Source organism: Mesorhizobium sp. WSM4842 (assembly GCF_055901575.1).
Genome location: NZ_CM148372.1, coordinates 3,123,478 through 3,149,631 on the forward strand (window position 1 = coordinate 3,123,478; position 26,154 = coordinate 3,149,631).

22 protein-coding genes and 2 pseudogenes are annotated in these 26,154 nt (G+C 61.9%); 15 read left to right on the plus strand and 9 right to left on the minus strand.

What is annotated here, in order from left to right; translation table 11 throughout:
* The first annotated feature begins 148 nt into the window (after nucleotides 1-148).
* Nucleotides 149-646: a DUF1772 domain-containing protein gene (locus AC0NIE_RS15045; protein WP_473485553.1), complete on the plus strand. Its 498-nt coding sequence runs from the start codon at nucleotides 149-151 to the stop codon at nucleotides 644-646.
* Nucleotides 647-667: 21 nt separating this feature from the next.
* Here the strand turns inward: AC0NIE_RS15045 and AC0NIE_RS15050 are convergent, their stop codons facing one another.
* Complete coding sequence (locus tag AC0NIE_RS15050; RefSeq protein ID WP_027151394.1) at nucleotides 668-874, minus strand: hypothetical protein; 207 nt, start codon at nucleotides 872-874, stop codon at nucleotides 668-670.
* 200 nt (nucleotides 875-1,074) lie between these two features.
* Nucleotides 1,075-3,066: a protein-L-isoaspartate(D-aspartate) O-methyltransferase gene (locus AC0NIE_RS15055; protein ID WP_473485554.1), complete on the minus strand. Its 1,992-nt coding sequence runs from the start codon at nucleotides 3,064-3,066 to the stop codon at nucleotides 1,075-1,077.
* Nucleotides 3,067-3,352: 286 nt separating this feature from the next.
* Between AC0NIE_RS15055 and AC0NIE_RS15060 the strand changes: the two genes are divergently transcribed.
* The 5 genes from AC0NIE_RS15060 to AC0NIE_RS15080 all read left to right on the plus strand — a co-directional run bounded on the left by AC0NIE_RS15060 (nucleotide 3,353) and on the right by AC0NIE_RS15080 (nucleotide 8,901).
* A complete protein-coding gene (locus AC0NIE_RS15060; protein ID WP_473485555.1) occupies nucleotides 3,353-5,764 on the plus strand; it encodes a phosphoketolase family protein in 2,412 nt (803 codons plus the stop codon).
* Entirely contained in the window at nucleotides 5,764-6,936 is a 1,173-nt protein-coding gene (locus tag AC0NIE_RS15065; protein ID WP_473485556.1) for an acetate/propionate family kinase, read from the plus strand. Before AC0NIE_RS15060 ends, AC0NIE_RS15065 begins: the two co-directional genes overlap by 1 nt.
* 108 nt (nucleotides 6,937-7,044) lie before the next feature.
* Complete coding sequence (locus AC0NIE_RS15070; RefSeq protein ID WP_258123016.1) at nucleotides 7,045-7,380, plus strand: hypothetical protein; 336 nt, start codon at nucleotides 7,045-7,047, stop codon at nucleotides 7,378-7,380.
* Between the two features lie 406 nt (nucleotides 7,381-7,786).
* Nucleotides 7,787-8,374 (plus strand): ankyrin repeat domain-containing protein, encoded by a 588-nt coding sequence (locus tag AC0NIE_RS15075; RefSeq protein WP_473485557.1) that lies wholly within the window; start codon nucleotides 7,787-7,789, stop codon nucleotides 8,372-8,374.
* Between the two features lie 14 nt (nucleotides 8,375-8,388).
* Complete coding sequence (locus AC0NIE_RS15080; RefSeq protein ID WP_473485558.1) at nucleotides 8,389-8,901, plus strand: YHS domain-containing (seleno)protein; 513 nt, start codon at nucleotides 8,389-8,391, stop codon at nucleotides 8,899-8,901.
* A 39-nt stretch (nucleotides 8,902-8,940) separates the two neighbouring features.
* On the opposite strand, the gene AC0NIE_RS15085 is transcribed toward AC0NIE_RS15080, so the two are convergent.
* Nucleotides 8,941-11,103 carry an adenylate/guanylate cyclase domain-containing protein gene (locus AC0NIE_RS15085; RefSeq protein ID WP_473485559.1) on the minus strand — a complete coding sequence of 721 codons (2,163 nt, stop codon included), beginning with the start codon at nucleotides 11,101-11,103 and terminating at the stop codon, nucleotides 8,941-8,943.
* Between the two features lie 779 nt (nucleotides 11,104-11,882).
* On the opposite strand from AC0NIE_RS15085, the gene AC0NIE_RS15090 reads away from it, so the two are divergent.
* Nucleotides 11,883-13,118, plus strand: a complete 1,236-nt coding sequence (locus tag AC0NIE_RS15090) for an IS110 family transposase (RefSeq protein ID WP_473485621.1) — start codon at nucleotides 11,883-11,885, stop codon at nucleotides 13,116-13,118.
* A gap of 289 nt (nucleotides 13,119-13,407) precedes the next feature.
* Nucleotides 13,408-15,162, plus strand: coding sequence for an adenylate/guanylate cyclase domain-containing protein (locus AC0NIE_RS15095; protein WP_473485560.1), 1,755 nt, complete (start codon nucleotides 13,408-13,410; stop codon nucleotides 15,160-15,162).
* 316 nt (nucleotides 15,163-15,478) lie between these two features.
* Here AC0NIE_RS15095 and AC0NIE_RS15100 read toward each other — a convergent pair whose 3' ends face one another.
* A complete protein-coding gene (locus tag AC0NIE_RS15100; RefSeq protein WP_474047152.1) occupies nucleotides 15,479-17,197 on the minus strand; it encodes an adenylate/guanylate cyclase domain-containing protein in 1,719 nt (572 codons plus the stop codon).
* 379 nt (nucleotides 17,198-17,576) lie between these two features.
* Nucleotides 17,577-17,754 (minus strand): annotated as a pseudogene (locus tag AC0NIE_RS15105) (sugar-binding domain-containing protein); the annotation flags it as partial.
* Between AC0NIE_RS15105 and AC0NIE_RS15110 the strand changes: the two are divergent.
* Nucleotides 17,755-17,925, plus strand: a pseudogene (locus AC0NIE_RS15110) (transposase domain-containing protein); the annotation flags it as partial.
* On the opposite strand, the gene pdxR reads toward AC0NIE_RS15110, so the two are convergent.
* A complete protein-coding gene (pdxR, locus tag AC0NIE_RS15115) occupies nucleotides 17,877-19,370 on the minus strand; it encodes a MocR-like pyridoxine biosynthesis transcription factor PdxR (protein ID WP_473485562.1) in 1,494 nt (497 codons plus the stop codon). The pseudogene AC0NIE_RS15110 and the gene pdxR overlap by 49 nt on opposite strands.
* A gap of 170 nt (nucleotides 19,371-19,540) precedes the next feature.
* Here pdxR and AC0NIE_RS15120 point away from each other — a divergent pair, with 170 nt between their 5' ends.
* From AC0NIE_RS15120 to AC0NIE_RS15135, 4 genes are all read left to right on the plus strand, one after another.
* Nucleotides 19,541-20,173 carry a LysE family translocator gene (locus AC0NIE_RS15120; protein ID WP_473485563.1) on the plus strand — a complete coding sequence of 211 codons (633 nt, stop codon included), beginning with the start codon at nucleotides 19,541-19,543 and terminating at the stop codon, nucleotides 20,171-20,173.
* Nucleotides 20,174-20,184: 11 nt separating this feature from the next.
* Nucleotides 20,185-21,114 carry a dihydrodipicolinate synthase family protein gene (locus AC0NIE_RS15125; protein ID WP_473485564.1) on the plus strand — a complete coding sequence of 310 codons (930 nt, stop codon included), beginning with the start codon at nucleotides 20,185-20,187 and terminating at the stop codon, nucleotides 21,112-21,114.
* Between the two features lie 24 nt (nucleotides 21,115-21,138).
* Nucleotides 21,139-21,780 carry a LysE family translocator gene (locus AC0NIE_RS15130; protein ID WP_473485565.1) on the plus strand — a complete coding sequence of 214 codons (642 nt, stop codon included), beginning with the start codon at nucleotides 21,139-21,141 and terminating at the stop codon, nucleotides 21,778-21,780.
* Between the two features lie 68 nt (nucleotides 21,781-21,848).
* Nucleotides 21,849-22,490, plus strand: a complete 642-nt coding sequence (locus AC0NIE_RS15135) for a ThuA domain-containing protein (RefSeq protein ID WP_473485566.1) — start codon at nucleotides 21,849-21,851, stop codon at nucleotides 22,488-22,490.
* 37 nt (nucleotides 22,491-22,527) lie between these two features.
* Here AC0NIE_RS15135 and AC0NIE_RS15140 read toward each other — a convergent pair whose 3' ends face one another.
* From AC0NIE_RS15140 to AC0NIE_RS15150, 3 genes are all read right to left on the minus strand, one after another.
* Nucleotides 22,528-23,193, minus strand: coding sequence for a DUF6064 family protein (locus AC0NIE_RS15140; RefSeq protein ID WP_473485567.1), 666 nt, complete (start codon nucleotides 23,191-23,193; stop codon nucleotides 22,528-22,530).
* Nucleotides 23,194-24,111: an aldo/keto reductase gene (locus AC0NIE_RS15145; protein WP_473485568.1), complete on the minus strand. Its 918-nt coding sequence runs from the start codon at nucleotides 24,109-24,111 to the stop codon at nucleotides 23,194-23,196.
* Between the two features lie 184 nt (nucleotides 24,112-24,295).
* Complete coding sequence (locus AC0NIE_RS15150) at nucleotides 24,296-24,628, minus strand: hypothetical protein (RefSeq protein WP_473485569.1); 333 nt, start codon at nucleotides 24,626-24,628, stop codon at nucleotides 24,296-24,298.
* A gap of 354 nt (nucleotides 24,629-24,982) precedes the next feature.
* On the opposite strand from AC0NIE_RS15150, the gene AC0NIE_RS15155 reads away from it, so the two are divergent.
* Nucleotides 24,983-25,462, plus strand: coding sequence for an ABC transporter substrate-binding protein (locus AC0NIE_RS15155; protein WP_473485570.1), 480 nt, complete (start codon nucleotides 24,983-24,985; stop codon nucleotides 25,460-25,462).
* Complete coding sequence (locus tag AC0NIE_RS15160; RefSeq protein ID WP_473485571.1) at nucleotides 25,455-25,889, plus strand: hypothetical protein; 435 nt, start codon at nucleotides 25,455-25,457, stop codon at nucleotides 25,887-25,889. The genes AC0NIE_RS15155 and AC0NIE_RS15160 overlap by 8 nt, the downstream gene beginning before the upstream one ends.
* Nucleotides 25,890-26,154 lie beyond the last annotated feature (265 nt).

Genomic DNA, 26,154 nt, shown 5'->3' on the forward strand with positions numbered 1-26,154 from the left:
GGACCCGCCGGCCGAATGACAAATTCGGCGCGGTTCAATGCCAGCGGCGTTGGAAATGGGGCCGCGCCTTCACCTTCGTCGCCTTTACCGTGTCGGCGAGCACGCTATGTACGCCGCATATTACCAGGACGGTTCAGGGAGGAACAGCATGCGCGCGTTCATGATTGTCACCCTTCTTCTGGTCGCAATCACAATGGCGCTCTCGCTCGCGCACGCGTTGGAGTTACCCGGCAAGTTGCGCCTCAAGGAGGCCACCTACAAATCTGTGCAGGCGATCTACTATCCCGGCTTCACGATCGGCGGGTTTGCCGAGATCGGCGGCATCATTGCACTCGCCATCCTGCTTTACCTCACGCCTTATCCAGGCGCTCGATTCCGGTGGACCTTGGCGGCCCTTGTCTTCTTGGTGGCGGAGCATGCGACCTATTGGCTGGTAACGCATCCGGTCAACAATTTCTGGGTGCAGGATGTCGCTGTGTCGAAACCAGCCGCGACGTTTTTTTCAATGCTCCGTCGGAAGCAAAGCGGCGACTGGAAAGACTTGCGCGATGTTTGGGAAGCCTCGCACGTCGCCAGGGCAGGACTGGCGATGCTGAGCCTGATCTCGATTGCTGTCGCCGCGACATTTTTTGCTGGGAGTGAATAGCGCGCGGGATGCGCAGCGACGCTACTTGTTCGTCCGCATCTTTTGCCTTGGATTGATCCCGCCAAGGGCGTTGGTGTCGTTCTCGACGTCGCCCTCGATCGTGTTTTCGCCTTCGAGTACGAGTTCGTCGCCTTCCTTGATCGTGCCCTTCGAGGTCCCGATACCGGGATTGTTCCTCAGATCGGCATCGCTCGGCTTTTTCCACTTTGGATGTTTGGTTCCGCTCATGGCACAACTCCTTCGAAAAGGGTCCTGTTCTAGAAACAGCAGGGCGCGATGAATGTTCCGCCGAAACTCACCTTGACGCGGCCTTGTCCGAGAGGCGGCTAAAGCGCGTCGCATTTGACCGGCCTCACGCGACGCGCTTTAGGTTGTTGTTTATGCATGTCGTTACCGCAAAACCGCTGCACACTTTTGCGCGACATGCATTAGAGCCCGAACGGATAGGTGTCGGGAACGCCCGTTCCCACATGCTCCGGCCCAAGCGGCGTCACCGCGACGGTTTCGTCAAACCAGACGAACGCGTCAAACTGCTGGGAAAGTGAGGCATCCGCGTAATGGCTGCGCAGTTCGGTTTCCGGCCGATAGATCACGCCGATGAAGCGCTCCAGCCGACGCTCCAGAAGCCGATCGCGAAGATCGTCGTCGCGCTTGATGTCGAGCAGGAAACGCGAGACGCCGCAATCATGGCAAAGCCGTTCGTAGCTATCGCTATGGGAAGGCCGCACCCGCTTGATTTCCATCTCGCTGTCCCAGTCGTAGGCCGCGGCCACTGTCCCGGAATGCGTACTGAGCCCGATCAAGGCTGCCTCGTCGCCGAAGCGTTGGCGGCAGAGCTGGCCGATGTTCACTTCGTCCCTGACAATCCCCATTTCGGTATAGCGGGCATCTCCGATATGGGAATTATGCGCCCACACGACCGCTTTGGCGTTAGGCCCGCGAGCTTCCAGCAGATGCTCGAGTGTCTCGAACATATGGGTGTCGCGCAGGTTCCACGACTGCGCGCCGCCATAGTACATGATCCGGTAGTAGCGTTCCGCGGAAGCGATCAGCCGGGCATTCTGGGTGGCATCCAGAAAATCGACGCCGTCCTGCTGCGCATAGTCGAGCTGCCTGGCAAGCAGTTCGCGGCACTGTTCAAGCACGGCCTGCTCGCATTTCTCGTAGCCGGAGGTGAGCGCGACACGGCCGTAGGTGGATGGTTCATGTTGCCAAGGCGTCAGGCAGCCATAGCGTTCACGTGCGATCTTGGCTGCCTGCGGATCGACCCTGTCGAGATATTGCAGAACCGCGGCGATCGATCCGCTCATATTGTAGATATCGAGGCCATAGAACCCCGCCAGTCGGGACGATATCCTGATCCGCTCATTGTGTTGTCGCGTCCAGTCGACGAACGCCGCGACGTCCGTATTGCGCCACATCCAGGTGGGAAACCGCTGGAACGGCGGATCGGCGTTGGCCCGTGGCGGCCGATGGCGGACGTAGCGGTCGATCGCCGCTGCATCGGGCCAGTCGGCCTCGACTGCGACGATGGTGAAGCCGTGCTTCTCGATGAGCCTGCGGGTGATCGCCGCGCGGGCCCGGTAGAACTCCGACGTGCCGTGGCTCGCTTCACCGAGCAGGACGACGCGCCGGTCGCCAAACCGGTCGAACAATTCGCCGAATGCCGGATCGTCGAAGCCCGGCAGCGGTTCGGCCGCCGCCGCGATCATATCCGGCAGGCTGCGCGTGCGCGCGCGTCCGGACGGACGATCCGCGATACGGTTGCCGCTCTCGGGCCAGCCCTGCTCGCCGATGAGCGGGACAAACCGCACGCCGCCGAAATCCTCCTCGCTGTACGTTGCAGCGCCGGTTCGGGTGACCTTGAGAAGGCGCTGATCATGCGGTTCGTCGCCGACCGGGATGACGAGCCTGCCACCGACGTCGAGCTGTTCCTGAAGGGCAAGCGGCGCACCGGGTCCGCCGGCGGCGACCAGAATGGCGTCGAAGGGCGCTGCGTCCGGCCAGCCTTTAGTACCATCGCCGGTGCGGACTTCGATATTGTCATAGCCAAGCTCTTCGAACCGCTGTTTCGCCGTTTCCGCCAACCCGGCGTGGCGTTCGATCGTGTAAACGTGTTCGACGATCCGGCTCATCACGGCAGCCGCGTACCCTGAGCCGGTGCCAACCTCCAGGACATGGTCGCCCGATCCGATCTCTGCCATCTCGATCATCAAGGCGACGATGTAGGGCTGCGATATCGTCTGACCCTCGGCAATCGGCAGCGGCCCATCCTCGTAGGCGAATTCTTCAAAGCCGGGAGCGACGAAAGCCTCGCGCGGAACTTCGCGCATAGCTTCCAGCACCTCGCGGTCATGGATGCCACGGCGGCTGAGATGGACCTCGACCATTCGGTTGCGTGCATCGGAAAGATCGAGCATCTTTTGCTCCTTTGCGGGCTGGCGGTCCTCCGCACTGATTGTCCCCAATCGTGCCTAACGGCTCCCCGGCGACAATCCCTCGATCTGCGTGCGCTCGGCTCGGCAGCGCTTGATCTCATTTCGGCGGCTCGTCTCCTTAACCGTTGGCGAGCTTCCAGGTTCCTGCAAAAGAGCGATTGGCGGGCGCAAATGGCGGCCCTAGCCGAACTTATTTCCGTGAAAATCCTTTCTCCGGGGCGATCTCACTCCAGATATCGACGGGCGAACGCATTCTGGAGACTTTTCCATGAACGACGAGGCTCAGAAAACTGCGACCACAACAGGCCTTGATAAGGTCAATCTCATGGACCGCTATTGGCGCGCCGCGAACTACATTTCGGTTGGCCAGATCTATCTGCTCGACAATCCGCTGCTGCGCGAGCCGCTGAAGGCCGAACACGTCAAGCCGCGGCTGCTCGGCCATTGGGGCACGACACCTGGTCTCAATTTCATCTATGTCCACCTGAACCGCGTCATCCGTGAACGCGGTCTCGAAATTCTGTTTATCTGCGGCCCAGGTCATGGCGGCCCGGCGATGGTCGCGAACGCGTGGCTCGAGGGCACCTACAGCGAGATCTATCCCGAAATCGGCCAGGGCGAAGACGGCCTGAGAAAACTCTTCCGGCAATTCTCCTTCCCTGGCGGGGTGCCAAGCCACGCTGCTCCGGAAACGCCCGGCTCGATCCATGAAGGCGGAGAACTGGGATATGCGCTGGTCCATGCTTTCGGCGCGGCCTTCGACAATCCTGATCTGGTGGTCGCCTGCGTCGTTGGCGACGGCGAAGCGGAGACCGGTCCGCTCGCGGCGGCTTGGCACTCCAACAAGTTCCTCAACCCGGCATCCGACGGCGCCGTGCTGCCGATCCTGCATCTCAACGGCTACAAGATCGCCAACCCGGCGATCCTTGCCCGCATGGATGACGTGGAATTGCGAAGCCTGTTCGCCGGCTATGGCTACGAACCATTTTTCGTCGAAGGTCACGAGCCAGTTCCCATGCATCGGATGATGGCAACGAAGCTGGACACCGCGCTGGACAGAATCCGTTTCATCCAAAAGCGAGCCCGTGCTTCGGGCTGGCAGGGAGAGCGCCCGCTGTGGCCGATGATCGTGCTGCGCAGCCCGAAGGGGTGGACGGGACCGAAGGAGGTCGACGGCAAGAAAGTCGAGGATTTCTGGCGCTCGCATCAAGTGCCGGTGTCGAACGCTCGCGGCAACGAAGGACACCGCAAGATCCTCGAAGACTGGATGCGGAACTACGAACCGGAAAAGCTGTTCGACAACAGCGGGCGTCTGCTTCCAGAGCTGGCGGCGCTTGCGCCAACCGGGCCCAAGCGCATGGGCTCAACCCCCTATGCCAATGGCGGATTGCTGAAGCGCGACCTCGTGCTTCCCGATTGGAGAAGCCTGGCGCTCGATGTGCCGCGTCCGGGTGGCGCCAAGGCCGAGGCGACGCGGATTCTCGGAAGCTATCTCCGCGACGTCATGCGCCTGAATGCGGATGCCAGGAATTTCCGGCTGATGGGGCCGGATGAGACATCCTCCAACCGCCTTGACGACGTCTTCGAGGTCACGAACCGGGTCTGGATGGAGCGGATCGAGCCCTATGACGTCCACCTCTCCCGTGACGGCCGCGTCATGGAAGTGCTCAGCGAGCATCTTTGCCAGGGTTGGCTGGAGGGCTACCTGCTGACCGGCCGCCATGGCCTGTTCTCATGCTACGAGGCGTTCATCCACATCGTCGATTCCATGGTCAACCAGCATGCCAAATGGCTGAAGACATCCCGCGAGCTTGCCTGGCGCAAACCGATCGCCTCACTCAATTACCTGCTGACCTCCCATGTCTGGCGGCAGGATCACAACGGCTTCAGCCACCAGGATCCGGGCTTTGCCGATTTCGTCGCCAACAAGAAGGCCGATACGGTCAGGCTCTATTTCCCGCCGGATGTCAACACGCTGCTCTGGATCACCGAGCATTGCCTGAAAACCTACAACCGCATCAACGTGATCACCGCCGGCAAGCAGCCAGCGCCGCAATGGCTGTCCGTCGAAGACGCAGAAGCGCACTGCGGGGCGGGGGCGGGGATCTGGGAATGGGCCGGGACGGTTGCCAAGGGCGAGGATCCGGATGTGGTCATGGGCTGCGCCGGCGACGTGCCGACACTGGAGACGCTCGCTGCCACCGACATTTTGCGTTCGGCGCTTCCGGACCTGAAGGTTCGCGTCGTCAACGTGGTCGACCTGATGACGCTGCAGTCGAATTCAAAGCATCCGCATGGTCTCGCCGATGAGGATTTCGACGCACTGTTCACGAAAACCAAGCCAGTCATCTTCGCCTATCACGGCTATCCCTACCTCATCCACCGCCTGACCTACCGACGCGCCAACCATGACAACATGCATGTGCATGGTTTTCGCGAAGAAGGCACCACCACGACGCCGTTCGACATGGTCGTACTCAATGAACTTGACCGTTTTCACCTGGCGCTCGCCGCGATCAAACACGTACCTGGGCTCGCCGCACGTGCGAAAGGCCTTGCTGCCGAACTTCAAGCGAAGCTTGTGGAACATAGGGCCTATGTCCGCGAGCATGGCGAAGACATGCCCGAGGTTCAGGAGTGGAACTGGCCGGAGAACAGCGCGACGAAGGCTGGCAATTGATGCGACACGCAATTCTTGCACTGAACGCCGGCTCCTCCAGCATCAAGTTCGGACTATACGACCTTGAACCCTCCGCGAAATTGCAACTTGTCTCGCGTGGCAAGCTGGATCTGGGCGATGCGCCGAGGCTCAGCGCGGAGGCGGCCGATGGAACAGTGCAGTGTGATCGGCCGATTGCCGGAGACGCGCGCAACGCGGGCATCGACGCGTTGCTCGATTGGATCGAGAGCGAACTTGGCGGCAGGAAACTAATCGCCGCCGGCCACCGGATCGTGCATGGCGGGCGCGAGTTTGTCGAACCCGTCCGTCTGACGCCTGCCGTGATCGAGGGCTTGGACAGGCTGACGCCGCTTGCTCCGCTGCACCAGCCTCGCAGTCTCGCGCCGATCCGGACACTTGCCGCGCTGCGGCCGGATCTGCCGCAGGTCGGATGCTTCGACACAGCCTTCCATCAGACGATCGATCCGATCGTGAGCCGCTTCGCACTGCCGCGCAAATACGATGCGGATGGGATCCGCCGCTACGGGTTTCACGGTCTTTCCTACGAATATATCGCCGGGCGGCTCAAGGAGATATCGCCCGCTCTTGCAGCGAAGCGCACGATCGTCGCCCATCTCGGCAATGGAGCGAGCCTGTGCGCCATGCGCGACGGGAGAAGCGTCGATACGACGATGGGCTTTTCCGCCCTCGACGGCCTGGTCATGGGCACGCGTTGCGGCGCCATCGATCCGGGCGTGCTTTTGTACTTCGTGCTGGAGAGAGGCATCGCGGGGGAGGCTCTGCAGCACATGCTCTATGAGGAATCCGGGCTGCTCGGAATATCCGGCATCTCGGGCGACATGCGCGCGTTGGAAGCGAGCGACGATCGCCACGCCCGCGAAGCGGTAGACCTTTTTGCTTTCCGGGCCGCAAGGGAAGCTGCCGCGCTCGCCAACACGTTGGGCGGCCTCGAATGCCTCGTGTTCACCGCCGGCATTGGCGAGCGCTCGGCGCTGGTCCGCAAGGCAATATGCGAAAGGCTTCATTGGCTTGGCGTGGCGATTGACGAGCCATCCAATGCCTCTCATGCCGAGATCATAAGCCGGCCGGACAGCAAGGTCGAAATACGCGTCGTCGCGACCGACGAGGAGAGCATCATTGCCCGCCACGCGCGCGCACAAGGGAATGCTTGATAACGCAATCATCGCGCGGTTTGCCAGGGCAAGGAACCCTGCGCGTCCGCGACCGTTTCCCCTGTCTGATTACCTAAGGGAGATCTGATCACCAAAGGGAGAAATCCAATGGCCGAAACCACCAGTATGGCAGGCGCCTCAAAGGCGGCAAACGAAGCCCAGGAGGCGATGAAGAAGCAGATCGCTGAGCTTCGCCGCGAAATCACCAAGATAAATCGGACCCTTTCCGACCGCGCCGAGGAGGCACAGGGCTGGTACGACAGCGCCGCCGAACGGGCCTCGCGCGCAGCCCGGCAATTGCGTAGCCAGGCGCACACCGTGACTGAAACTGTCCAGCAGAACCCAGGCACAATTTCTTCGGCGATGATGCTTGGCGGCGTGCTCGGTGTTCTCTTGGGAATTGTGATTGCAAAGAGTTCCGAGCCTGAACGGCGGTGGTTCTAGAGCATTTTGCAGCCAAACATCTTCGTTTGGCGTCCGACAAAATGCGTAAAGTAAGGAGTTAGAGCGCGGTTTTGGGTCCACCAAAACGCAAAGCGCTCTAGGGACAGATCACCACCTTGCGATGCCCAGCCTAGTGGTCAAAATCTGACACTTGGTACCGGAGCCGTAGGGCCGCTCAGGGTGGAATGTTGCCATTCGTCTCGTCGACCGGAACGAGCAGGTAGCGCCATTTCCGGGCCTACGCACACCATGCCGACAAGGTCACGTCTCGGCCTAATATCAGTCATTAAGCCTGCCTTGCCGACGACGGACTTTGATGTTTGAGCGCTGACCCAGAACCAATCGATCGCCGCTTTCACTAAGCAGGCCCGAGGTGTAAACTATTTAGCCTTTCGAGGGCGCAGCCATGTTTCGAATCCTGTTTGTGGTGGCTGTCTTACTCGCGTCGGCGAGTGTCGTCGCGGGTGAGTCCTTGTTTGACGCCGTGAAGGCCGGCGACACGGCCAGAGTCGAGCGCCTGCTGGCGAGCGGAGCCGAGGTCGACAGCCGTGATCGCGACCAAGCCACGCCGCTGATCGCTGCGTCGTTGAGCGATCACCCGGCGGTCGCGGCGCTGCTGCTCAGCAAACGCGCCGACGTGATGGCGCGCAACGCCGGGGGCTTCACGCCGCTCCATGCGGCGGCGTATTCGGGCAGCGTGCGGATCGCAGAACTGCTGTTGGGCAAGGGCGCTGTTCTCGAAGATGCTGCCAACAAGGCGGGCGTGACACCGCTGATGGTCGCCGTAGAAGAGAACCGCGTCGCCATGCTTGAGCTGCTGATCGCCCGCGGCGCCGATGTCAACCGGCCGGAGAGTCTTCACAGGTACACGCCGGTGACGCGCGCCGGCTTCAAGGGTCATAGAGACATTATACGGGTGCTCAAGCGCCACGGCGCGGCCTGCCCGCCCGCCGAGGTGATAGGCGCCTCGTTGTGCATCGAGATGAGTGACTGAACGGAGGACGGAATATGTGCGAAGCAATCCAAAAGTACGGCGTGACCCCGACTCGAGGATCAGCATTTGGAGCGACATTCTCGATCGCCTTGATGGTCAGTTGCGTTCCTGCCCTCGCCGCCGACCAGGTCAATACCGGCTATTTCGGCGGTGTCGCGATCATGGGCTACGACCCGGTTGCCTACTTCACCGAAGGCCGGGCGATGAAGGGCTCCGAGGAGTTCTCCTACGACTGGCTGGGGACGCCGTGGCAGTTCGCCAGCAGCAAGCACCGTGAGCTCTTCATCGGTGAACCTACCAAGTATGCGCCACAATACGGGGGCTACTGCACCGGGGAAGTGGCCTCCAATGGTGCCACGATCAATATCGATCCGGAAGCGTGGGCGATCATCGGCGGTAAGCTGTACCTGGCTTACAGCAAGGAATTCATGGCCGAGTTCAAGGCCCGCCCGAGCGACCTCTTGGCAAAGGCCGAGGCGAATTGGCCCGCCGTCGAGACCCAGCTGGAGCAGGACGGGTTCCAGTGATGCGCAGATCGAGGTGCCACGTCGAGACGGGCAGCGGACCTACTCGACGGGCGAAAAATGGAAGAGCGTGAACGCGTTGACATAGGTGTATTCGGGTTTGCCCGGGTCATGGGTTCGCCGATAAACCGGGCCGCAGCGGGGCCGCCCGAGTAACACGTTCTCGCTCTGCTCGCACAGCATGTCCCGATCGACGAAGGCGGTCCCGGTTGCGATCTGTGTCGGGGTCCGGAAAGCCGTCTTGCCATCGCGGCCAAGTTGCAGGAGAGCCGGATCGCCCGCGCCTGTCTGTCCCTGCCATGTCCGCCCGAAGGCCAGGCGGGAGATATCCGCCCCACTCAGCCTGTCGCGACCCTCGCCGCGGAAGTCGAAGGGCCATTCGGGAAGGCCGGCGTCGCGCATGGCTTCGAGGACGCGCTCGAGGTCCTGACCATTGCGAAAATGGGCATAGAGAACGCGCCAGGTCTCGACGGAAACGACGGGGACGGTACGGCGGGCTTCCCCCGCCGCGTCGCGGGCCTCGCTCAAACGACCGGCGCGAGCGTAGGCCGCGGCGAGTAAGGCATGAATATCGATGAGGCGCGGCGCCTCGGCGCGGGCGCGCTTCAGCGTTTCAATCGCCCGGGCGTAATCCCCATGCAATAGCAACGCCAGTCCCGCGACCAGCCGTTCGCTCGTCGAGAGGCTGGGGTTGAGCCGCTGCGCGGTCTCGATTGCAGCGACAGCCTCGGCGTGGCGGCCGGCGAAAGTGAGGACGAGGCTCAGCGCCGCATGGGCCTCGGCGTCGCTGGGCCCCAGCGCCACGGCCCGCCCGGCGGAAGCGAGTGCCTCCTCGTATCGGCGATCCACGACCTGAAGAATGGCGAGGATGGCATAGGGCCGCGAGGATTCCGGGTTCAGCTCCAGCGCGCTTCCGGCCTTCTCATACGCCCGTCTCCTAGCCACGGGGCCTGGCAGAACGTTGTCATAGTCGAGGCGCCAGACATAGACCGCGGTGCGCGCATCCGCCGCATGCGCCTCGGCGAAGGAGGGATCGAGCGTGGTCGCTTTCGCGTAGAGCTGCAACGCTTCCCGCAGCAGGCCGGTTCTCTCCGCCTGCTCGCCGCGGAGATAGTAGTCATAGGCTTCGAGGTTCGCGGTCGGCGGCCGCGCCAACTGACCTTGCTCCGACGCCGTCGGCTGCACCCCGAGAGCCTCGACGATATGGCGGACTACTTCGTCCTCCACGGCGAAGACATCCGAGGCGCTGCGGTCGAACTCCTCGGCCACCAGATGGTCGCCGGTCGCCGTATCGATGAGCTTAGCATTGACATGGATCCGGTCGCCGCTTCGCCGGACGCTGCCTTCCACCACATAGCGGACACCGAGGTCGCGCGCTATGTCCTGCACGACGACCGGCCGGCCCTTATAGGTGAAGACAGAATTGCGAGCGATGACGACCAGTCCCGACAGCTTGGCGAGGTCGGTGATGAGATCGTCAGTGATCCCGTCGGCGAAGTATTCCTGTTCGGAGTCGCTGCTCAGGTTTGCAAACGGCAGGACGGCGACGGACGGCCGCTCAGGCGGCATAGACATCTGCCAGACCACGAGCATCGCGACGGCGGCGGTCAACACCGCTCCAGCCACTGCCAAGATCAGGAGCCGAGCGCCCGCCTTGCGCGTTGTGCCGACAACTCTTCCCGCTGCCCCAGCATCGAGTAGGACGCGATAGACGCGCACCGGATCGGCGATGTTCTTGAGGTGTTGCTCACCGAGATAGGCAAAGCCCACATCGGCCTTGTGAATGGCCTGATCGAAGGCGGTGCCAGAGATCATCACGCCGCTGGGATCGGCGATCGTCTGCAATCGGTCGGCAATGATCACGCCCTCGCCGTGGATGTCGTCGCCCTCTACGATCACGTCGCCAAGATTGATGCCGATGCGAAACGCAAGCCGACGGTCGGCCGCAACGCCGACGTCGCGCTCGGACTTGGCGCGCTGGACCTCAACCGCGCAGCGCACCGCATCGACCACGCTGTGGAACTCCACCAGCAGCCCGTCGCCCATGGTCTTGACCAGCCGGCCATGGTGTGCGGCGATTCTCGGCTCGAAGACCTCGCGCAGATCGGCTTGGAAGCGGGCACGCGTGCCTTCCTCGTCGGCTTGGCTCAGGCGGCCATAGCCCACGACGTCCGCGATTAGGACGGCGGCGAGCCGACGCTCCATACCTAGTCCTTCGTGAGAGCGACCACACGGCTAACCACGCAAGGTTACGCCGAGCCATTGGCAAACGCGAGTGCGCCGAAGATTGAGCTGAAAGATTGACGCGGTTTGTAGGTTGATACTAGCGGACGTAGTGGTCAGCGCTGCCTTTTCGATCTCTGTGTGAGAAGGTCGGCTTAGGGTCCGGTCAGTCAGGGACCTCGGACCTACCGGATCGAATGTCCGCTATCGCTTTTTTGGACGCCAGAAACTGCCGGTCGGCCGTCGGCCCCCAAGCGGTCATAGCCATCGGTAATGACGAGACGGCGCGTATCCACGATCAAATCCATGTTCATCTGAAGTCTCTTCAGTTTTCCTAGTAGATCACGCGGTGGCGCATCGAGCTACTTTCCCTTCGTCGGTGGGGAAAGGAGGCGCTGCCCCCTCTCCCCTGCAAGGAGAAAATCGGTCTCCCCGTCCTTCCTCCGCTCGGCCAGGGCCGCGCTCCGTGCAGGATCGACACGGATCCGCATCCGCGGATCGGCGCCGCCCCTTCGGCTCCGCCTTCGGGCGGGTGATCCCTGTTCCAATCACGAGGCTCCTCACGGGGTAGACTCAACCCGCGGGCCGATTCGTCGGGAGCCACCTGGTGATCCAGCGCTTTGAGCGCCTAGAGGGGACGAGTGCCCCGATGGATTGGCTGCGATCGACGCCCCGTGGGGAGTTGCGCCTTCGAGCGCCAGAACAGGGCCGGCGAGCATCGCAGCTGCCCGTTTGAGCAGGAGAAGGTGATGATGGAAGACATGTCCGCATTCGTAGGCGTCGACTGGGCATCGGCGACGCACTACGCTTACGCTTTGGATGCCGACGGAAGAAAACTCGGCCACCGCCCGTTTCCACATAGCGGCGAGGGACTGGCCGAATTAGCCAATTGGATCAGAACTACGACGGGTCATGAGCCGGGCCGTGTCGCCATCGGGATAGAGGTCCCGCATGGGCCTGTCGTCGAAGGCCTGATGGATGCTGGCTTCCTCGCCCATGCTATCAATCCAAGCAGCTGGATCGTTTGCGGGACCGCTTCACCATGGCGGGCGCCAAGGACGACCGGCTCGATGCCTTTCGTTCTAGCCGACACCTTAAGAACGGATCGCAAGCTTTACCGCTTTCTTGCGCCGATGCACCCGACCGTCATCGAACTGCGGGAGTGGTCGCGCATGACCGAGGACCTGTCTGCCGAACGCAATCGGCTTGCCAATCGCTTCCGTCATCAGCTTTGGCGCTATTACCCGCAGGTGCTCGAGTTGGCGGAGGATTGGTCAAGAGCATGGGTTCTTGACCTGTGGGAGTTGATCCCGACCCCTGCGAAAGCGCGAACGGTCAGGGCAGCGACGGTGGCGAAGCAACTTAAACAGAGCAAGGTGAAGAAGTGGACGGCGGAGACTTTGCTGGCACAACTCCGTCGCACCCCGATCGTTGTCGCCGCCGGCATCGCCGAAGCATGCGTTGCCCATTGTCAGCTCATCCTGGCGCGCCTTCGGCTGGTAATGGAGCAGATGAAGAACGCCATGAAGCAGCTCGAACGGCTGTGTTCGGCGGTCGCCGAACTGTCACCAACCAACGGGAGCGCTGGCGAGCCGTGCAGCGATCCGGAGATCCTGCGATCGATGCCAGGAGTCGGACCGATTGTGCTCGCCGCGCTTCTATCGGAGGGGCATGACGCGATCGCGCGCCGGGATGTGCAGGCGCTTCGGGCATTGGCCGGCGTGGTCCCGGTGACGCGGCGCAGCGGCAAACAGTACATGGTCGTCATGCGCCAAGCGTGCCCACACCGACTGCGCACGGCCGTCTATCATTGGGCGAGGGTTGCCGTCATGCGCGATGTTCACAGCCGAAATCGGTACGCGGAATTAAGGAAACGAGGCCATTCCCATGCGAGAGCGCTTCGGTCGGTTGGCGGCCGCTTGATCGGGATTGCTTGTGCGATGTTGGAAACCGGAGAACTGTTTGACACCAATCGCGCTCCTCAGACCTCTGCCTGAATTGTCGTCGTCGAGGCGCGGAGCCCCCAAATCGCGCAGCGGCTCGACGACGGCTTTTCGTTTGTATGCCGTTCGTTCGTTTCGCGCTCAGAAACGAGCCAATGCGCCACTTCCTGACCTTCCTGGCGCTTCTCCAGAGCCGCCGTTCGGGCTACGGCTTGAGTCGACCGCCCTCGACCGAACGCCGATAAACGAGCAAACAGTGACCTTGAACGGTCATTCGGAGGCTTACGCAGCGGAAGTATTCAGTCTACCATCCGACGGTTTCTGTCCTCGAAGGAGACGACACTTGCAACGCCGCCTTGCCGCGATCGTGGCCGCCGACATGGTCGGCTATAGCCGCTTGGTGGCAGCAGACGAAAGCGGCACGATTGCGCGGCATAAATCTTACCGCAAGGAGCTTATCGATCCCAGGATCCTCGATCATGACGGTCGGGTTTTCAAGGCAACCGGCGACGGGTTTCTCGCCGAGTTTTCGAGCGTGGTCAATGCTGTCGAATGCGCTGTGGAGATCCAGCGGGCGATCATTGAACAAGAAACGAGAGTGTCGACTGAACGTCGGATTGAATATCGTATCGGGATCAACCTTGGGGATATCCTCGTTGATGAGGGCGATGTCTTCGGCGATGGCGTCAACGTGGCTGCCCGTCTTGAGCAATTGGCCGATGCGGGAGGCGTGTGCATTTCGGAAGTCGTCTATCAGAATGTGAAGTCAAAGCTGGACCTGAAATTCGAGAGCCTTGGGATGAAGGCCCTCAAGAACATCCCGGGCGACATTCAAGTCTACCGTATCCACCCGGACGGAGCTTGGCTGTTGACTTCAAGCCCGGCGGTGTCAGGAGACAAGCCGAGACTGCCAACCAAGCTGTCAATCGCAGTGCTGCCGTTCACAAACATGAGCAGCGTTCGCGACCAGGAATTCTTTGCCGACAGCATTTCAGAGGACATCATTACCGCCCTGTCGCGGATCAGCGAGTTCTTTGTCATCTCGCGGAACTCCAGCTTCGTTTACAAGGGTCGAGCGGTTCGCCTAGAGGATGTCGCGTTGGAACTGGGCGTAAGATTTATCTTGGAGGGAAGTGTTCGCGTCGCCGGAAACCGAGTGCGCGTGACGGCGCAGTTGATCGACGGGCTTTCAGGGGGGCACGTTTGGGCTGAGAATTTCGACGGAAATCTCGACGACATATTCGCGGTGCAGGACGAGATTACCCGAAGCATCGCGCTCGCAATGCAGGTCAAGCTAACCTATGGAGAATTAGCACGTCTTTGGGAAGGGCAGACGAAAAACTTGCGTGCCTGGGAGAAAATGGCGCTCGGGCGCGATTTGTTCCTCCGTTTCAATCCGATAGATAATCGGGAGGCGCAGCGGGTTTTGAAAGAAGCGATCGGAATCGATCCAAACTATACGGGGGCTATGGTCCAACTCGGACTATCCTATTGGTGGGAAGCACGGTCCGACACGTCCGTGGACAAGGAGCAACGCCTGCAACTCGCCGAGCAGCAGGTCGAGAAAGCCCTTGTGATCGATCCCGATATTGGGAGCGCATACATGTTGAAAGGAGGCATCGCCTTCTTGCGCGACCAGCATGATGAAGCGATCGGGCTCTGCCAAAAAGCAATTGATCTCGCGCCGAGCGACTCCTGGGCCGCAGCCTTTCTTGGTCTTGTGTGCATCTACGGAGGGGAAAGCAAAAGAGCGCTGGCCGCCCTCAAGACCGCCATGCGGCTCAGCCCGCACTACCCTACCTGGTACACTTATAATTTCGCGTTGGCCAACCTCTGGATCGGCGATATTGTTGCGGCACAGGAGGCGGCGGAATCATATCTCCAGCAGGAGCCGGACGACCCTTATTCCTATACAAACCTGGCAACCATATACGGGTTTCAGCAGCGAGAAGATGATGCCGCTTGCACGATATCTGAACTCAAGGAGAGGTTTCCTGAATTCGGCATCGAGCAAGTTATCCTCTCGCAGCGATACAAGGAGCGGGAAAGGCGGGACCGGGTGGTAGAGGTGCTCCGCCGGGCCGGTCTGCCAGATTGACTCCCGAGCGGCTTGCGTCCTTTGATTCAACTCCGGCCGAAACGCGAGGGTCCGCTTCGGAGGAGCGCCGGGAACGTCTGGAAAATGGCGCTTCCTGCTCCTTCCGGTGGGCCACAAGAGGGGCGATATTCCCACCCGATTGCGACGTAGAACGCTCCTTGGCTGCACGAAATCGAGCTGATGCGCCGACCGGCTTGGTCGCGTCATGAGCGGCCATTCCCTTTTCGATCGCAACGACCGGAGTCGACCCGTTGCAGACTTCGACAGTGTGTGTGCTGAACGGGTTGTCGTTAGCGGCAGACCGTCGCCACCGATCTTATGGCGGCAAACCTGCTTCCCTTAGCAAGCGGCCAAGCTCCCGAGCCTTCTCAGGATCGCGGTAACACTCGCGGCTGGTGAAGTTGGAGGCCGTTAGAGCTGCCTCGCTGCCGACAGCTTCCCTGACCATCCGGCCGGCTTCGTCGGATCGATCGAGCGCCACGAGCGCGGCCGCCCGATAGAGGCGCGATCGAGTGGTCTGAAACGTGAGTTTGCGGAGGGATTCAATAGCCTCAGCATAGCGGCCCAGCGCATAAAGAGCCACACCCCGTTCCTCGACGCACCACACAGGAAGGAACGGGTCGAGCATCTCGGCTTCGTCGAGCAAGGACAATGAACGCTCTGCTTCGCCCACACAGGTAAAGACCGCGGCGCATCTTGCCTTGATGTAGGCATCCGTCGGGTTCAATTCCATTGCTCTGCGGCTGTGCGCCAGGGCCTCGTCGAAGTTGCCACCCATAAGTTCAAACGCGCCCATGATCCGGTTTGCCTCGGCATCGCAGGGGTCAAGCTCGAGCGCGCGGCAAATGTCCCGTCGACCTTGCTCGGGGTCGAAACCCGGCAGCCCTGACGCTGCGCAGACCCTCCACGCATAGGCGGCCGCGTAGTGCGGATCGGCCTCGATCGCCTTTGAAAGCCAGCCGACGGCCTGGCGAGCATTGTCGTCGGTGACGCCGCCCAGGCGGTGATGATCGAGCCCGCGCAAGAGGCAGTCGAAGGCGGTCATGTTTTCTGGCGGCTTTCGGCGCGCCGCCACCATGGCTGCGTCCTCCATCCGTCCGGATACCGTCGCGGCGATCCTCGCGACGGTTCCATCAACCAAAGCGAGAATTTCCTCGAACGGACGCTGGATCTTGTCGCTCCAGACCACCGTCCCCTGGTCGGTTTCCGACAGCGTGAGGCTGATCGAAACCCGCTCTCCGATCTTGCGCACCTGTCCCTCAAGCACATATCGAACGCCCAGAGCCTCGCCGACCCTCACCGGATCCGGGTGGGAGTCCGCAACCGCGAAGCTCGCACTCCGCGAACTGACCGAAAGACGCCGAAACCGCCCCAGTTCGACAATAAGCTCCTCGGTGAGGCCCTCAGCGAGATAGCGCTGGTTCTCGTCGTCGCCCGAAACCCGGAAAGGGAGCACCGCGACCGATGCCGGCCGCCGTTCCGTCGTGATGACCAGTTGCGTCGGCGCCGACTGCAGCCGATGCGCTCCGATCTCGCCGCGGACCCGATAGAGGTGCACCGATTCCGTAATGTTCTTGAACGCCCGCTCCCCCATATCGTCGAATATGAACGCAGAATTGCGGCGGACATGATCGAAGAGCGCACCGCTAACATAGATCGAGTCTGGTTCGGCTGCCGCCTGTATGCGCGCCGCGAGGTTGACGCCGTCTCCGACCAGATCATCGCCCTGCACCACGACATCCGCGATATGGAGACCGAACCGCATCCGGAAAGGTTCGGTGTCGGGCTCTTGCGCGCCTGCAAGCGCGCTGCGGATCTCGAATGCACTGCGCACGGCGTTTACGGCGCTCGGAAATTCGGCGAGGGCCCCGTCACCCGTCGTCTTGAAAACCCGGCCGTCGAGCAGATCGACCTTTTCCGAAATGAGGGCCTGACAGCTAGCCAAGCGTTCCGCGGTTTGCTCCTCGGCTCGCTCCATCATTTCGGAATAGCCGACGATATCGCCTACCATCAGGGCGGCCATTCTGCGCTTCATGGGCGAAGCTCCTTCAGGGGGCGACCAATCGTCGGTATCATCACCCCAGCAGGCGGTGCCGTCGTCGCGGACGCGGCGGTCTGGGAGTGTAGCGCATTGCAAAGCCGGCCGCATCAGGAAACGCGCCCTGCGAACGTCTCGAGGAGATCGCCAAACCTTTAAACGCTGAGACGATGGGCGTTTGTGTGAAGCCCGGGTTCGCACCCTTTCGCGACCTTCAGGTGGAACGAGGCGATGACCGGAATGGGTCATGGGCGTGAATTCAGCTGGGGGCGAACGAGCTTCCGCTTAGGGTCGGAACAGGGAATCCGTATCGGGTACCAAGCGCCAGATTTCTACCACTAGCGGCGCTCAAGTATGGCTTTTGCGCTGTCAGCATTACGACGACCGTCGCCAACCCGGCCCGCGCCACAGCTACAAGAATGGCACGTTTGTGCGTCCCGCCTGAGGCGATGATGCGGCAGGGAATATTGCGGTAGTCGTCGAGCTCCGGCGAAAGCACCTGGCCGGTTGAGAGTGTGGTCGACAGGCTTGCCGTCGGCATCGGGATAGCGGCCCGGCCAATAGCCCTCAACCGGAAAAACGCGCTGTTTGCGGGGCACGACACTGGAGCAAAAAACTGGGCCACCATCGCCGCGCTCGTCGAAACCTGCAAGCTTAATGGTGTCGATCCACTGGCCTACCTGACCGCAACGCTCACGTCGCAGCAGCTTATTGCATCCTCGTAAGCGCGTCGAAGGAGCTTTAGTCCTCTGTGGATTTGGCTTTCGGTAAGACTTGCGTATCCCATCACCAGGCCGAGGCACCTCCGATCCAATGTCTGATCGAAATAATGAGGTGATATGGAGTAGATGCCGACTCCGAGCGAGGCGGCTCTCTCGATGAATGATGTCGCCATAGAGGGCGGCATGTCGCGGAACCAGACGACGACGTGCAGACCGGCCTCCGCGCCTTCGACCCGAACGACATCCCGGAATTCAGCGTGCAGAGCGTCGAGGAGCGCTGCACGTCGGCGGGCATTTTGACGACGGGCCTTGCGCACGTGGCTTTCGTAGACGCCGGATTCCACCAGGGTCGCAAGCGCCTCCTGTTCGAGGATGGGGGCATGCCTGTCCGTCAGGCGCTTGGCCTGGGCAAAAACCTCCTGCAACTCTCGCGGGATGACGAGGTAGCCGATCCGGAGCGTCGGCGACAGTGTCTTCGAAACCGTACCAATATAGATGACGTTCGACGCGCCTCCAAGCGCGCGAAGCGGCGGTATGGGGTTCATGTCGAATCGATATTCGCTGTCGTAGTCGTCCTCGACGATGTAGGCCCTCTTCTCTTGCGCCCATCTTAGCAGTTGCTGGCGTCGCCCCATGGACATTACGCTTCCCAAGGGAAACTGATGTGAAGGCGTGACGTAAGCCAGCCGCGCGCCAACATCCGCCAACAAGTCCGCTCTGATGCCTTCGGCGTCAACCTCCACCGGGGCAGCGATGGCCCCTGTCATCTCGAAGACGCTCCGTGCCATCGGATAGCACGGCTCTTCGATGGCGAACCCGTCGCCCTCATCGAGAAGGAGCCGGGCGCAGAGATCCAGTCCCTGCTGAGAGCCGTTGACGATGACAATCTCGCCCACCTCGCACCTGATGCTCCGCGCTCGCCATAGATAACCCTGCAGGGCGGTACGCAGGCGGATCAAGCCACAGGGCTCGCCATAGGATAACTTGGGCGGCCGTCCCAGCGCAGCATCGTTCATGGCCTTCCGCCAGGCAAGGGTCGGGAAGTCAAAGGCCGACATGTCGCCGTAGCGGAAGTCGGCGACGAGCCTCTCCGACGGAACCCGCATCGGAATGGCTCGGGATCGAAGCCTTTCCCCGAAAGCGGAGAGGCTGTGTGGCTCTGCGGCTGTATGAAGGACTTCTCCCGGCTCGCTGTGCGCGATCTTGATGGCCACCCGTGGCCGAGCGCCATGTCGAATGACCACGAACCCCTCGGCGGCGAGCTGTTCGTAAGCGGACGTCACAGTCGTTCGTGAGACGCCAAGCTCGACCGCCAGTGCACGAGCCGACGGAAGGACGTCTCCGCGGCCGTATACCTCCGCCACGATCTGTTCCCGCAGGTTCTCATAGATCCCGCGCGCGCCCAGTCCCGATGACGAATTCTGCCTGCGGGGTGGCAACTGGACCATCGTGATTACCAAAATGAAGACGTTTCGTTGATCCAGACATTGCCGGGAAAACTCAGTCAGGCAAAGGCCTGAGGGCAACTGGACCAGCACCTTTTATCTAAAAGTGGTTCTAGGTCAGGGCCAGTTGGACGGGTATTGATGAGCCAGTTTGCACCTTCCGAAGAAGTAAAATGCTGGCCGACGTCCACCAATTCATCATCGTCTTTACCGCCTACGTCATCGCTGCCGGTAGTCCCGGCCCGAGCAATATGCGCATCATGGCCGTCGCCATGAACGACGGCCGCAGGGCCGCGCTGGCAATCGCGTCTGGCGTAGTCAGCGGCTCGATCTTTTGGGGCCTGATGGCGGCGACAGGTGTCTCGGCGATCCTCAGTCGATACGCGCAGGCACTCGTGGTCCTGCAGGTGCTCGGAGGCCTATATCTTCTCTATCTCGCCTTCAAAGCGGGCAAGGCTGCGCTTTCTTCAGACAAGGATCAGCTTCGCCCGACTAACGAACGGAAGGCGACGGCGGCCACTCTCTACAAGCGCGGACTGCTAATGCATCTCACCAATCCGAAATCTATCCTGGCATGGATCGCACTGATGACGCTGGGGCTCGGCTCTGGGTCGTCGCCGTATACGGTACTCGTGATCCTCGCAGGCTGCGCGGTCCTGAGCGTCACCATCTTCTGCGGCTACGCGATCGTCTTTTCGACCGCTCCCATGATCCGCCTGTATCGGCGGGCGCGGCACTGGATCGAAGGCACGCTGGCCGTATTCTTCGGATTTGCCGGGCTGAAGCTTCTCCTGAGCCGCATCTGAAAGGTTCTTTCATGTCTATCTTCCAAGGCCTTTCGGCATTCCCGATCACCCCGGCGGACGCTTCCGGCAGGCTCGATACCGCCGCCCTCGCGCGCCTTCTGAAGCACATCGAGGAGGCGAGAGCGGACTCTATCGGACTGCTCGGCAGTACCGGAGCCTACGCTTTCCTCACGCGAGAAGAGCGTCGACGCGCGGTCGAAACGGCGATGGACACGGTCGGCGGCAAAATCCCGGTTATGGTCGGCGTCGGAGCGATCCGGACCAGCGATGCGGTGGAGCTTGCCCGTGACGCGAAGGCTGCGGGCGCCGACGGCCTGCTGCTCGCTCCGGTTTCCTATACACCGCTCTTTGACGACGAGGTCTTCGAACACTTCGCCGCAGTCGCCGATGCGGGGCAGCTCCCGCTTTGCATCTACAACAATCCCGCCACGACCAGGTTCACTTTCAGCCTGGACCTCATTTCCCGCTTGTCGAAGGTGGCGAACATCGAAGCCGTGAAGATGCCTTTGCCGTCCGGTGGTGACGTCGCTTCCGAACTCGCCTCCCTCCGGTCTGCGACCGGGTCGGCATTCAAGATCGGCTACAGCGGCGACTGGGGCGGGGCGCCTGCGCTGCTCGCCGGGAGCGACGCCTGGTATTCCGTCGTCGCAGGACTTCTGCCGTCACAGGCTCTGGCCCTGACGCGAGCGGCGCAATCCGGGGACGCCGCCACCGTCGAGCGATTTGACGCCGCCTTCGGACCGCTTTGGGCGCTGTTCCAGGAATTCGGCAGTTTTAGGGTGATGTACGTCGTCGCCAAGCTTCTGAACCTCTGCGACGTCGATCCGCCACGCCCCGTCCTCCCACTGAGGGACCAGGCACGGCAGCGCGTCGCCGCCGCTCTCGACCATCTCGATGCGGTTTTCTCCACTGGTTCCAAAGTTTGTATTGAACTTCGATAGACAGTCTTTCATCAGGACATTTCCATGCTGAATTCCAACGCCTTCACCGTCTACCTGTTCACGGCATTCCTTCTGGCGATTACTCCGGGTCCGGGGATTTTCTATGTCGCCGCCCGAACTCTTTCCGGCGGCCGCTCTGAAGGAATCGCTTCGAGCCTTGGCAATGGTCTCGGCGGGCTGTTTCATGTCTTAGCCGGCAGTCTTGGCGTCTCGGCGATCGTGCTGGCAAGCGCCGAATTGTTCACGGCACTCAAGGTGGTCGGCGCGCTCTATCTGGTCTGGATGGGATACCGAACCATTCGCCATGCCAGGCTCGGCTACAAGTCGCTGGGTCATTCAGAGCCGCCCGTCGGCGCGATGCGGGCCTTCAGGGATGGCGTTCTTGTGGAAGCGATGAACCCGAAGACGGCCGCATTCTTCCTCGCCTTCATTCCCCAGTTTGTCGTTACATCGTCGGATCACGTTGCCCTGCAGTTCGTGATCCTCGGCGCCGTCTCGGTTGCTCTTAACACGCTCGCCGATATTGTCGTGGCGTTTGCAGCCGGAAGACTTCGCGATGGCGCGGCGTCCCGTCCGCATCTCATTCGCCGGCTTCGTGAAGGCTCGGGCGGCGCTATGATCGTGCTTGGATGTGGGCTGCTGCTAGCAAAGCGCCCGGTTGCTTGACCGGTTCGGCCGGCCGCACTTGCCGCCGAAGGCTCGTTTGGCGATACAACCAACTGACGGAGAAGAACATGCGGCAAGCGTTGATCGTATGGGGCGGCTGGGATGGACACGAGCCGGAAGAAGGTGCGCGCGTCGTCAAGGCGATGCTCGAAGAAGAAGGGTTTGGCGTGCGCGTCGAAACCACGACCGAGATATTCGCCGACCCCGCGATCGCCGATTTGAGTCTGATCGTCCCAATCTACACGATGGCCAAGCTTGCGAAGAACGAGGAGCTCAACCTGACAAAGGCGGTCGAGGGCGGTGTCGGCCTGGGCGGCTATCACGGCGGCATGTGCGATGCCTTTCGTGAAGCCACGGAATACCAGTTCATGTGCGGCGGCCAGTGGGTGGCCCACCCGGGCAACATCATCGACTACCGGGTTGACATCACCAAGCGCGACGATCCGATCATGAACGGCATCGACGATTTCTCGTACCGCTCCGAACAGTACTACATGCATGTGGACCCATCGAACGAGGTGCTGGCGACCACCACCTTCTCCGGCGAGCACGCCTCCTGGATAGAAGGCGTGGTCATGCCGGTCGTCTGGAAGCGCCGGCACGGCAAGGGAAGAGTGTTCTATTCGGCGCTCGGCCATATCGCCAAGGAGTTCGAGGTGGCGCAGATGCGAACAATATTTCGTCGTGGCCTGGTGTGGGCGGCGCGCTGAGAGCGCCGACGAGGCAAATGCCGAACGCGCCGCCGCATCACCGAGCAATGCGGCGCAGGGCCAAGGCAGCGACAGTGATGGCCGCTGCCAGAAGCGGCAGCCAGGCTTGTGGATCGCCCATGGCATGAAGCGTCAGGCCGCTGAGCAGCAGCCACAGCAGCGGGATCGCAAACAGCAGCGGCACAAGCCCGCCGCTCGCTGCAAGCAGGACGCCGAGCGCTACGATCGCCGTCGGGTCCGGCGCGATGCCGAAGACCTCGGCGCTCGACCATGGCCGCCCGAAGAGCGGCGGCAGGAGGGGATAAACGACGAGGCCAACGACCGCGATCAGCAGCCCGAGCCGCCCTGCGATGTCCCGCCGGTCGAAGGCGAGGCCGCCGCGTGCGGCACCGCCGATCGCCAGCAGCAGCGCCTGCAGGCCGAAGGCCGGCGCGACATAGGCGATCGCCCAGTTGATCGCGGCATAGCGGCTCCACAGGAAGGACCAGCCGACGAAGGCAAAGAGCGCGGCGAGGACGAGCGCAATCCAGAGACCATGGCCAGGCGGCCGCCGCAGCACGAGCAGGACGATGGCGAGGCCGGCGGCGAGCGTCAGGAGATGCAGCGGCCAGAACGCGGCATTGGCCAACCCGAACATGCGCCAGTAGACGCGTGGCGAGAAGAGCAGGAAATCTTCCAGACGGTAGGTCCACCACACCGACATCTAGAGGTCCCGGACGTAGGCCGCCATGCGATCACGCATAGATGCGTCGGGGAGGGGACCGGCCGCCGCCATCACGTTCTCGCGCACATGGTCGACGCGGGTGGTGGCGGGGATGGCGACCGTGACGGAGGGATGCGAAAGAATGAACTTCAAAATGAACTGCGCCCAGGTCCCGGCACCGATCTCGGCCGCCCAAGCCGGCAGCGTCTCGCCTTGGAGCTGGCGCGTCAGCGCGCCCTGGCGAAACGGCCGGTTGACGATAACGGCCATCCCGCGCTCGGCCGCCAGCGGCAGGAGCCGTTCCTCCGCTTCGCGGTCGACGACGTTATAGGTGAGCTGCACGAAGTCGAGCGGATGCGCGCGCATGATTTGTTCGAACAGGTCGTGCCGCCGTCCTTCGGACGTCGTGATGCCGACATAGCGGATCCGCTCGTCCGCCTTCATGGCGAACAGGGTTTCGAGATGCGTCTGCCAGGCGACGAGGTTATGGACCTGAACGAGGTCGAAGCGCGGCACACCCCAGAAGCGGCGCGATTGTTCGATCTGCGCGAGTCCGTCGGCGGCGGAGGAGGTCCAGACCTTGTCGGCGGAAAACAGCGCTTCGGGCCGGCCGAGCTTCTCGAGGCCATAGCCGATCACGGGCTGCGAAGAGCCGTACATGGGCGAGGAATCGATCATGCGGCCGCCTGCCTCGAAGAAGGCCGCGATCACCTCGGCGCACTCGTCGCGCAGCACCGGATCGTCGCCGACATTGAAGGTGATCCAGGTGCCCAGGCCGACAGCGGGAAGCATTTCTCCCGAGGAGGGGACAGCGCGCATCACCGGCGCAGGCGGCGCGCCGGGCGCGGTTCCCGGCAACACCAGAGCCGCTCCGAAAGCGGCGGCAGCCTTCACGAATGTCCTGCGGGTGATGATCATCGTCTGCCATCCCTGTCCTTCCGACCCCCCTGTACTCCCGAACACAAGAACGGTTCCGGGCGACCGCCTTCGCATGGCTGATCGGCGGGGAGTGCGGTCGGTCTCTGGCGACTGTTCGGAATATAGAACGTCTGCCTGAAATGGGAACGAACGGTGCAGGCCTGGGTTGCGCCAGCCAGCCCGATTACCTGGAAATGGCTCCTGTTCTGACTTGATGGCGCTGGCGGGCATATACCACGCAGCCGTCTACCGTGCTGACGCAGAGCGCATCGCGGTGGTTCGGCGTGTTGTTGTCGCCGGCGTAGGCAACCTCGGCAACACGGCCATCGACCATTCGGATTTGCGTGTTGCAATAGCCGCCGGGATCGACATTGAGCGATCCTCCAACCGTCGGGATCGCACCCAGGGCCAGAGTTGGAATCACGACGTTGAGGTTGCCGCGTTGAACGGTGCGCTGATAGGTCCAGATCTGGCTTCCGCCCGCATCGGCGGTGGCAGTCGGAAAGCCGGCGCACATTCGAACGTCCGCCTCGCTGAGACCGACCATCTCTTTGCGGGCTGCCGCCGTTGTGGCGTCTTCCTTTGGGAGGTTCGACGTGTCGTCAGGGGCGACGCAAGACGACACGATGGAACTGCCGGCCAAGACAACAACAACAAGGTCAAGCGTTCGGATGCGGGAAGATATCATACACCGACTGTGGTGATTTGCGCTGAGCCCCGAGATCCTAGTTAGGCAAGCAGACAATCGAGTCAACCTGCACGGCATCACGATGTCGTTTGTCGTGCCGCCCGACCGACGTTGAGCTGACGGCGCCGATGCGATCGTCGCCGCGATCGAAGCCCAGATGGGCCATGCGCACGCGCCGCTATCGTGCGCGACCTAAACGAGGCGAGCCGTGAGGCCTATGTCGACGAGGTGCGCTTCATGGTCATTCCCGACACGGCGGCAGCGGAGACCGCGCTGTTTGCCGGCGAGCTCGACGTCCTTCCCGATCTTGAATTATCGCGTGTCGAGGAAGCCAAGTCGCGGGGCATGACGGTGCTGTCGACGCAAGGCCTGTCGTGGACGGCGATCCTGCTGCAGACCAAGGATCCGCTGCTGTCGCACGCCAAGATGCGCGAGGCGCTGGCGCATGCCACCGACATCAACCAGATCGCCGTCGCCCGCACCAACGGTGTCGCCACGGGAGATCCCTCGGCCGTCGCCCAGGCGAGCTCGTTCTTCGACGACGAATTCCTCAAATGGCCGGAATACGACCCGGTCAAAGCCAAGGCACTGCTGGACGAGGGCCGGCTACAAGGGCGAGCCGATCAAGATCCAGACCAACACGCGTTACCAGGACATGTATGAGAACGCCGTGCTGCTGCAGGCGATGCTGACGGCCGCGGGCTTCAATGCCCAGCTCGAAGTGCTGGATTGGGCGGCACAACTCGATAATTACCTTGCCGGCAAATTCCAGATCCAGTCCTTCGGCTATTCGGCTCGTCTCGATCCATCGCTGATGGATGGCGTCATCCTCGGCGACAAGGCGACCGATCCGACTGCGCAGTGGGACAGCAAGGAGGCGCTCGACCTCTACGCGAAGTCGATGGCCACGACCGACCCCGCTCAACGCAAGGCGCTGTTCAAGCAGCTCCATGCCCTCATGGCAAAGCATGTGCCGATCCTTGGCCTCTATTACGAGCCATCCGTCGACGCGGTGTCGCCGAAGGTGAAGGGCTGTTCGGTATGGCCGGCGGCAAACCCCCGCGTATGGGGTGTCTGGAAAAGCGAATAGGAGCTGGCGATTGTCTGTCGCTCGAAGGATCGGAGGCGTGTTGCCTCCGATCATTCGTTTGAGCTACCTGGTGGTGAAACCTGACGCTTGGTTCCGGGGCCGTAAAGCCGCTCAGGGCAGGAAGGAGACCTAAACTGCTCTCCGACGGCGCGTGTGCGCCAGGAGCGGTCGTTCGACAGCGATCCGAGCAGCAATGGCCGTTGGGCATGGCCGAAGTGCTATTGACGTTTAGTATGAGGTGACGGTTGACCGTGGAGGTCCGTGA